The following is a 6,581-nucleotide window of genomic DNA, read 5'->3' as shown; positions in this document are numbered from 1 at the left end:
CCTCTACCCAGACCCCACAACACGCGCTCCGAAACGCCCCCACGCACCCGGCTACCCATGCTCATCTGTGAAGGGCCCGAAATCCTCAGTTCCTCTTACTGAAGAGGCCAGGTTTTTCTGTTCTTCAGATATGTGTCGGGCACTCTGAGAGACTGTAGTCGCTCATGATGGCCGAATAGGTACTCGGTACCCGCAGTATATCCAGCAAAATATGTCAGTTCTGTAAAAATTTCACTCATCCATCGAGCATGGCTGAGAGAGTAAAACCGACCCCACTTCTGAGTTATCTGGCGCTCGTGGGTCATGAAACTCGCCTGAGTCGGGTCAGTAACTAACGAGCCGTCCTCGTGGAAATGGATCGTAACGCTGAAGTCGGCGAGAATGGCCCCGACTTGTCGTGATTTTGCGCGGGCGCGCTCCTCTCGTTTTGTGCCACGAAAGTGCTCGTCAAGTATTGGCTCGCAAACCGTGTCCCACCAGTGCGCGGTGGGTTCGTGAGGTGACCGATTCCCCGTCAAGGAAGCGTGGTTGGCGTAGCGGCCACGGCTGGCGGACGCAAAATCGTCGAAACTAGCTAATGTACCGGCTGCTATAGGACTTGCCGGTCGCTCGTATCTGAGCTCTAGCCCTCTCCTGTCTCCGACTCTCGCAACCTCGTCGGAGATATCCGAAATCGAGTGACCTTTTAAGCGAAGTTGCTTATCATTCAGGGGTCGGCCATGGGACAGGAGGTGATCACAAGTGAGGATGAGCTTCCCGAGTCTTTCTAGTCCATTTGAGAATCCAAACTGAGCTGCGGTATATCTTCCTTGGTTTGCATAGTCGGCGCGGCCGATCTCGTTTGCGCCCGAGTGAATGAGTTGTGCGGCTAGATCTGTCTCGCGGGCGAGCCCTTGCCAAATTGGATTGGAAAACGGTGTGGTTAGTGCACTCATGTGTCTGATACCTCCAAACGAATGTTGAGGGATCGGGGTGATGCGGCGGCTGTGTGAAGCTACAGCTTGATTGAAGATCCTAGCCCTAGCGGCCTCTCCTGCGCCGAAGACGCGCAAAGGCTGGCAGCACTCGGCCCGGTACTGGATCGACGAGCCCGTAGAGTCCGGCTTCACGTGATCGCCGCCGGGGCAAGGTTGGCACATAGGTGGGGCCGGGCACGATCCGCCAGGAGACGCTTGCTCGAAGGTTATTCGGCTACGGAACGCGGTCGAGTTTAGATTCAACGTGTAAAGCTGCAAGTCACGATCGATTTCGGGCGCATTTCGGGACTGCCGCATGGATAGGTGGCATCTTGACCTGATCGTGCGGCAGTCCCGTTTTTCTTGCCGCATGTGTAGATGGCGTGGGCTAGATTCCAAAGGCCCGCACCGATTTCTGGTTGCGCTGACCCCGGCGCGCCCGCGCTACGATGCCGGCACAGGAACGACCCCGCTGCCTGCCCTGGACCTCCGTGGTTCGCCGGCGGCCGACGACCCGGACGGAGCGCAGACCATTACCGGCACCGCCTTCGGCATGCTGCCCATCCTTCCGGACTCAAACAGCAGCGGCATCAAACCCGGGCCGATTCAGTGTGAGGCCGGGGGCTGCTCGCCGCAGGCGGTATGGGGTCGGTGGTAATTGTAGTGATTGACCCAGACCGCCACCGCGGTGCGTCGGGCGTGTTCGCTGGTGTAGGTGCGGGTATAGAGCACCTCATCGACCAGTAGCCGGTTGTAGCGTTCGACCTTCCCGTTGTGCCGCGGCGTGTAGGCACGGATCCGCTGGTGGCGGGAGGCCAGGGCTTTCACGGTGCGGGTGAAGTCCCGGGCTCGGTAGTTGGCCCCGTTATCCGTCACGACCCGGTGGATCCTGTGGATCCCGTGGGCGGCGAAGAAGGTTCTGGCCCGGGCGAAGAACCCGATCGTGGTCACCGCTTTCTCGTCGTCGAGGGCTTCGGTGTAGGCCAGACGGGAGAAGCCGTCCACGGCCGAGTGCAGGTAGGTGTAGCCGACCCTGGCCCCGGGTCCGCGCTTGGCCGCCTTCGCCTTGGTGGTGCCGCGGCCGTGGGTGCGCCACCCGCCGCCGTCGGGGATCTTGCCGACCTTTTTCACATCCAGGTGGATCATATGCCCGGGCCAGTACGCCCGAATCCTGGCCGGGGCGCTTCGGGCGTTGTCCCCGTCGGGGGTGAGATCCCGCAGCCGGGAGATCCCCAGCCGGGCCAGCCACCGGCCCACGGTGCGTAGGGCGATGATCACCGGAGCGTGGAAGAGCCCCGGGTCCTGGGCGGGGTCGTGGTCGTAGCCGCCGGCGGCCAGGTGGTGCCAGATCCGGCGCGCGGACCACTTGCGCCCCCGCTGCAGGGCTTCTATGCGTTCCACCACTTGCGGTGGTATCTGGGCCGGGGAGGTGGCCGGGGTCGAGGGGCGATCGGTTAGACCCTGCTCACCTTCGGCCAGATAGCGGGTCACCCAGGTGCTCACGGTGGGGCGCGAGACCCGGAACTCGGCGGCCACGTGGGCCTTGGGGATCCCGTCATCGAGGTGGCCCAACACCATGCGCAGCCGGCCGGTAGGGGTCAAGGGTGCATTACGGCGGGTCATGAACGGGCTCTTTCGTCTCGGACGGTCGCTGTAGCAACTTCCATCCTGGGCAAGGAACCCGTTCCTCACCTCACCAACACACCCCTGACAAGAACCTCATGCCCCGCAACACCTAGTGGCGGCTACGTTGGCACTATGACCTTCATTGGAATCGACCTGGCCGCTGACGTGAAGCGCACGGGTCTTGCGGTGCTTCGGGAAGGTGCCGGGAGCGTCGTCGTCGACTTGGTTCGAATAGGCGCGACCGACGAGGACCTGATTGATGCCATCAGTACGGCTGAGCGTGCAGGTGTCGATGTTCCGTTCGGTTGGCCCGAGGATTTCGTAAGCGTCATTGAGGCGCAAGCGAGGGGGACACTTGAGGCCCCGGCTAGTACAGGCTCGGAATGGCGGCGGGACCTGGCGCTGCGAGCTACGGATAAAGCTGTGCATCAGCGAACGGGGCTGACCCCGCTGAGCGTTTCAACGGATCGGATTGCCTATCCCGCGTTGCGGTGGGCGGGGATTGAGGTGAGACTTCGGGACTTGGGGACGAATGTATGTCGGGATGGCGCGGGCGTGGTGTGCGAGGTTTATCCGGCTGCGGCGTTGAAGTGCTGGGGTTTGCCCTACCGCGGTTACAAAGGGGCGAAGAATTCGGCACAGCGATCGGAACTGGTGGACTCGGTATCCGAAAAGCTTCCGTGGCTGGACTGGAATGGGCACCGAGATCTCTGCGCGGCTGACGACAATGCGTTGGACGCGGTCATCGCAGCTCTAGTAGCTAGGGAAGTAGAGAGGGGCCGCTGTGAACCGCCTCCGATAGGCCTTGCAGAGAAAACCAAGCGAGAGGGGTGGATTTGGTTGCCAGGGGAGATGCCAACGGCCCCGCTTGCTAACTAACTGCTCGAACAATGGGATGGGACGTCAGTACTCCGGAACTTCCCGAATGACTCGTGCCGGATTGCCGACGGCCACGCTGTTGGCCGGTATGTCACATGTAACCACAGCACCCGCGCCAATCACGGAGTTCTCCCCGATCGTGACTCCGGGGCAGACGATTACTCCGCCGCCGAGCCACACGTTGTCATGGATGGTGATGGGTTCTGCCGTCTCTTCTTTAGCACGTCGAGGTTCTGCGGCAATGGGATGAACCGGCGTCAGAAGTTGGACGTTCGGACCGATCTGGCAGTCGGCACCGATGCTAATGGGTGCCATGTCGAGGGCGGTGAGATTGAAGTTCACGAATGTGCGGGCCCCGATAGAGAGGTTTAACCCGTCATCAACGCGGATCGGTGGGCGAACTTCCACACCCTCCCCAAGGTGCGCCAATAGCTCCGTGAGGTGCGGACGAATCTCCTGGCCGTCCAACTCAGCGCGGTGGATGTCACGCATGATTTTTGTTGCCCGTTCGGTCATTAGGTCCATCCCTCAAATTCGGCGGAACTTCTTGTGGCTTCCTCCGGGCACCGCCCCCGATGAAGCTACGTATTACTTCAGATGATCGACCGTACCAATGGACGGGGTACGGTCAATTGCATGAGTGACGTCATACCCACGCAATCCGCTTCGAGGGATATTCCTTGGGATGCTGGACGTTGGTCGAATCGGCCGGTGTCGACCAGAGTGTCCGAGGACGGGACGCTTTATGTAATGGCAGCGGAAGGCTCCGACGCTTGGCGGCACACTTCGTACGGCTTTGTTCATGACACCGAACATGCTCTGCTGGTGAGCTTTATTTCCGGGACTTCCATGGAGGTCGAGTTCGGCACTCCGTTCGAGGAGCAGTTCGACCAGGCAGGTATTTTCGTTCGGGTCTCCGCGGAACATTGGGTCAAAGCGGGAATCGAATTCACCGATGGCACTCCTCATATCGGTGCCGTGGTCACGGATGGTCGTTCCGATCGGTCGGCTACGCCCGTTCCGGGCTGGTCTGGCCGACCGGTGACCATGCGGATCAGTTGGGCCGACGACGCTCTCACCGTCCGCGCTCGCTGCTCGGAAGGACCCTGGAAGCTTGTTCGCGTTGCGCCCTTTGACGCATGGGAAGGCGTCACTGCAGGGCCATTCGTGTGCGCGCCGACTCGCAGCGGACTCGAGGTTCCGTTCTGCCGCTGGAGCGTCGGCGAGGCGGACCGTTCGCTGCACTGAACGAAAAAGTCAGGGCTCCGTGGAGAGGCGGCAGCGCGACGTCGGCGTCGTCGTGAACGAAGTGCGGTCCATGGCCAGGCCGAGAGACTGGTGGGTTCGACTTATTGTGGGTGAATGACACGGATTCTGGTGACCGGCATGTCCGGGGCTGGCAAGTCGACTCTTCTGGAGGAGCTGCGGCGTCGGGGGCACGATACGGTCGATACCGACTACGACGGTTGGACACTTCCAGACGGATCGTGGGACGAAGAGCGGGTGCCGCGTCTTTTGGCAGAACCGCACAATGTGGTGGTGTCTGGAACTGTGGAGAACCAGGTCAATTTCTACAATCGTTTTGACCATGTAATTCTTTTGAGCGCACCGCTGGACATTCTTTTGGAGCGGGTACGGACCCGCAGGAGCAACCCCTATGGCCAATCAGTGTCGCAACAAGCTGAAATTCGGCACTATGTGGAAACGGTTGAACCGCTCTTGCGTAGAGGAGCAACGATTGAACTCGACGGTACCCGGACACCACAGGACCTGGCTGATGAAGTTGAACAGCTCATCGATGGGACTGAATGACGGAGAACCGTGTTCACCCAGGCTGCTTGAGACGCACACCCTCCTGGTGGAGCCTCCACCATCGTGGTCTGATAGTCGTAGACATTCGAGAGTGAACGAGCGGGCAATCAGCCTGCCATCGAGTACGACGCACGACGTGCGGTGCACCCCCGCGTAGCGCACAAGGAGACCTGCAGAAATGGCCAAACACCGACGCAAATGGCGTCCCGGCCTGAAGAAAGTCCGCCGAAAATCTTCCCAGCACGCAGCGGGCCCGAGAAGGTCGAGCCGATCGAATATTCCTGAGGCGATCTCGCGGGCGGTCCAAGAGGTGGGGCAAACCACCGGTCATGAGGCGGGCAAGATTGTTGAGCTTCAGCGCACCAACGACGGCGGTTGGCTCATCGTTGCAGAGACCAGAGCATCAACTGGCGACCCGGCGGTTATGGCAGAGCAGTACTTCATCCGGCTCACCGGCGAAGGCAATATTATCTCGTACGAATTGGCTGGCCGGGAGACTCCATCGCGCTCTACAGGAAGCACTCAGCGGGCGCTGCCCGTGGATCTAGGGCTCCGCGCCGAGTTGGACACGGACATCGCGATTTCTTTCCGACGTATCAACGTGGTGAATCTGCGCCTACGAGGATCGATCCGCCCGTTGAGGAACAAAGGCAAGCGGCCTTAGTCGTCTTCGGCATGCTCTACTGACTCGAGGTATACCACTTTGTATACATCGGGAGTAAAATTCCTCTATGTCTATGAACACAACAATCAAGGTGAGCCCTGAACTGCGGGATCGAATTAACCGTGATGCTAAGGAGCGGGGCCTGACTGCGGCGGGTCTCATCGAGAAACTAATTGATGCGCATGAGCGACGACAGCGCATGGAAGCCTTTGGCCGGGCATTTAGAGCTGCGGATGCCACGTACTGGGATGAATATCGCGTCTGGGACGTGACGCTCGACGATGGCCAATCCGTTGAGTGAACTCCGGCGAGGAGACATCGTGTGGATCGAACTCGATCCGGTTCGTGGGCGTGAACAGTCCGGGCGGCGCCCGGCCCTTGTAGTGGCAAGTGATCTGTACCTTGAGCAGGCAAACACGCTGATGGTCATCGTGCCAGCCACAACAACTGATCGGGGATGGCCAAACCATATCCCTTTGCGGGGCCCACAACTTGGCCTGTCACGAGCGACGTTCGCTATGACCGAGCAGCCTCGGACAGTCACTCGAGATCGCGTGGTTGGCCACATCGGTACCGTCGACGCGCAAACAATGCGAGAAGTCGATCAGTGGTTGCGCGACTTTCTTGCGCTTCCCTGAGGGAAT

General features: G+C 60.3%; 8 protein-coding genes. 6 read left to right on the top strand and 2 right to left on the bottom strand.

Annotation, left to right across the window (positions count from 1 at the left end; translation table 11 throughout):
* Positions 1-1,562: 1,562 nt before the first annotated feature.
* On the bottom strand, positions 1,563-2,579 hold the full coding sequence (locus tag EWV37_RS04660; protein ID WP_129700109.1) for an IS481 family transposase: 1,017 nt from the start codon (positions 2,577-2,579) through the stop codon (positions 1,563-1,565).
* A 135-nt stretch (positions 2,580-2,714) separates the two neighbouring features.
* Here EWV37_RS04660 and EWV37_RS04655 point away from each other — a divergent pair, with 135 nt between their 5' ends.
* Entirely contained in the window at positions 2,715-3,461 is a 747-nt protein-coding gene (locus tag EWV37_RS04655) for a DUF429 domain-containing protein (RefSeq protein ID WP_129700107.1), read from the top strand.
* Between the two features lie 24 nt (positions 3,462-3,485).
* Here EWV37_RS04655 and EWV37_RS04650 read toward each other — a convergent pair whose 3' ends face one another.
* Positions 3,486-3,977, bottom strand: a complete 492-nt coding sequence (locus EWV37_RS04650; RefSeq protein WP_274542998.1) for a sugar O-acetyltransferase — start codon at positions 3,975-3,977, stop codon at positions 3,486-3,488.
* A 120-nt stretch (positions 3,978-4,097) separates the two neighbouring features.
* On the opposite strand from EWV37_RS04650, the gene EWV37_RS04645 reads away from it, so the two are divergent.
* From EWV37_RS04645 to EWV37_RS04625, 5 genes are all read left to right on the top strand, one after another.
* A complete protein-coding gene (locus EWV37_RS04645) occupies positions 4,098-4,709 on the top strand; it encodes a DUF1349 domain-containing protein (protein WP_129700142.1) in 612 nt (203 codons plus the stop codon).
* A gap of 114 nt (positions 4,710-4,823) precedes the next feature.
* On the top strand, positions 4,824-5,273 hold the full coding sequence (locus EWV37_RS04640) for an AAA family ATPase (protein ID WP_129700103.1): 450 nt from the start codon (positions 4,824-4,826) through the stop codon (positions 5,271-5,273).
* A 178-nt stretch (positions 5,274-5,451) separates the two neighbouring features.
* The gene (gene gvpO, locus EWV37_RS04635; RefSeq protein ID WP_129700102.1) at positions 5,452-5,937 is read left to right on the top strand and encodes a gas vesicle protein GvpO; all 486 of its coding nucleotides are present in this window, start codon (positions 5,452-5,454) and stop codon (positions 5,935-5,937) included.
* Positions 5,938-6,004: 67 nt separating this feature from the next.
* Positions 6,005-6,238: a ribbon-helix-helix protein gene (locus EWV37_RS04630; RefSeq protein WP_202976183.1), complete on the top strand. Its 234-nt coding sequence runs from the start codon at positions 6,005-6,007 to the stop codon at positions 6,236-6,238.
* Complete coding sequence (locus EWV37_RS04625) at positions 6,219-6,575, top strand: type II toxin-antitoxin system PemK/MazF family toxin (protein ID WP_129700099.1); 357 nt, start codon at positions 6,219-6,221, stop codon at positions 6,573-6,575. The genes EWV37_RS04630 and EWV37_RS04625 overlap by 20 nt, the downstream gene beginning before the upstream one ends.
* Positions 6,576-6,581: the final 6 nt, after the last annotated feature.

It is taken from the genome of Kocuria carniphila (genome assembly GCF_004136555.1).
Lineage (GTDB): Bacteria > Actinomycetota > Actinomycetes > Actinomycetales > Micrococcaceae > Kocuria > Kocuria carniphila.
The sequence above is the reverse complement of the archived record's forward strand: the minus strand, read 5'-3'. Positions and strand labels throughout refer to the sequence as shown.

Bases quoted from the DNA above. Each gene is read 5' to 3' on its own strand.
- EWV37_RS04660 (WP_129700109.1), bottom strand. From the start codon at position 2,579: ATGACCCGCCGTAATGCACCCTTGACCCCTACCGGCCGGCTGCGCATG.
- EWV37_RS04655 (WP_129700107.1), top strand. From the start codon at position 2,715: ATGACCTTCATTGGAATCGACCTGGCCGCTGACGTGAAGCGCACGGGT.
- EWV37_RS04650 (WP_274542998.1), bottom strand. From the start codon at position 3,977: ATGACCGAACGGGCAACAAAAATCATGCGTGACATCCACCGCGCTGAG.
- EWV37_RS04645 (WP_129700142.1), top strand. From the start codon at position 4,098: ATGAGTGACGTCATACCCACGCAATCCGCTTCGAGGGATATTCCTTGG.
- EWV37_RS04640 (WP_129700103.1), top strand. From the start codon at position 4,824: ATGACACGGATTCTGGTGACCGGCATGTCCGGGGCTGGCAAGTCGACT.
- gvpO (WP_129700102.1), top strand. From the start codon at position 5,452: ATGGCCAAACACCGACGCAAATGGCGTCCCGGCCTGAAGAAAGTCCGC.
- EWV37_RS04630 (WP_202976183.1), top strand. From the start codon at position 6,005: ATGTCTATGAACACAACAATCAAGGTGAGCCCTGAACTGCGGGATCGA.
- EWV37_RS04625 (WP_129700099.1), top strand. From the start codon at position 6,219: ATGGCCAATCCGTTGAGTGAACTCCGGCGAGGAGACATCGTGTGGATC.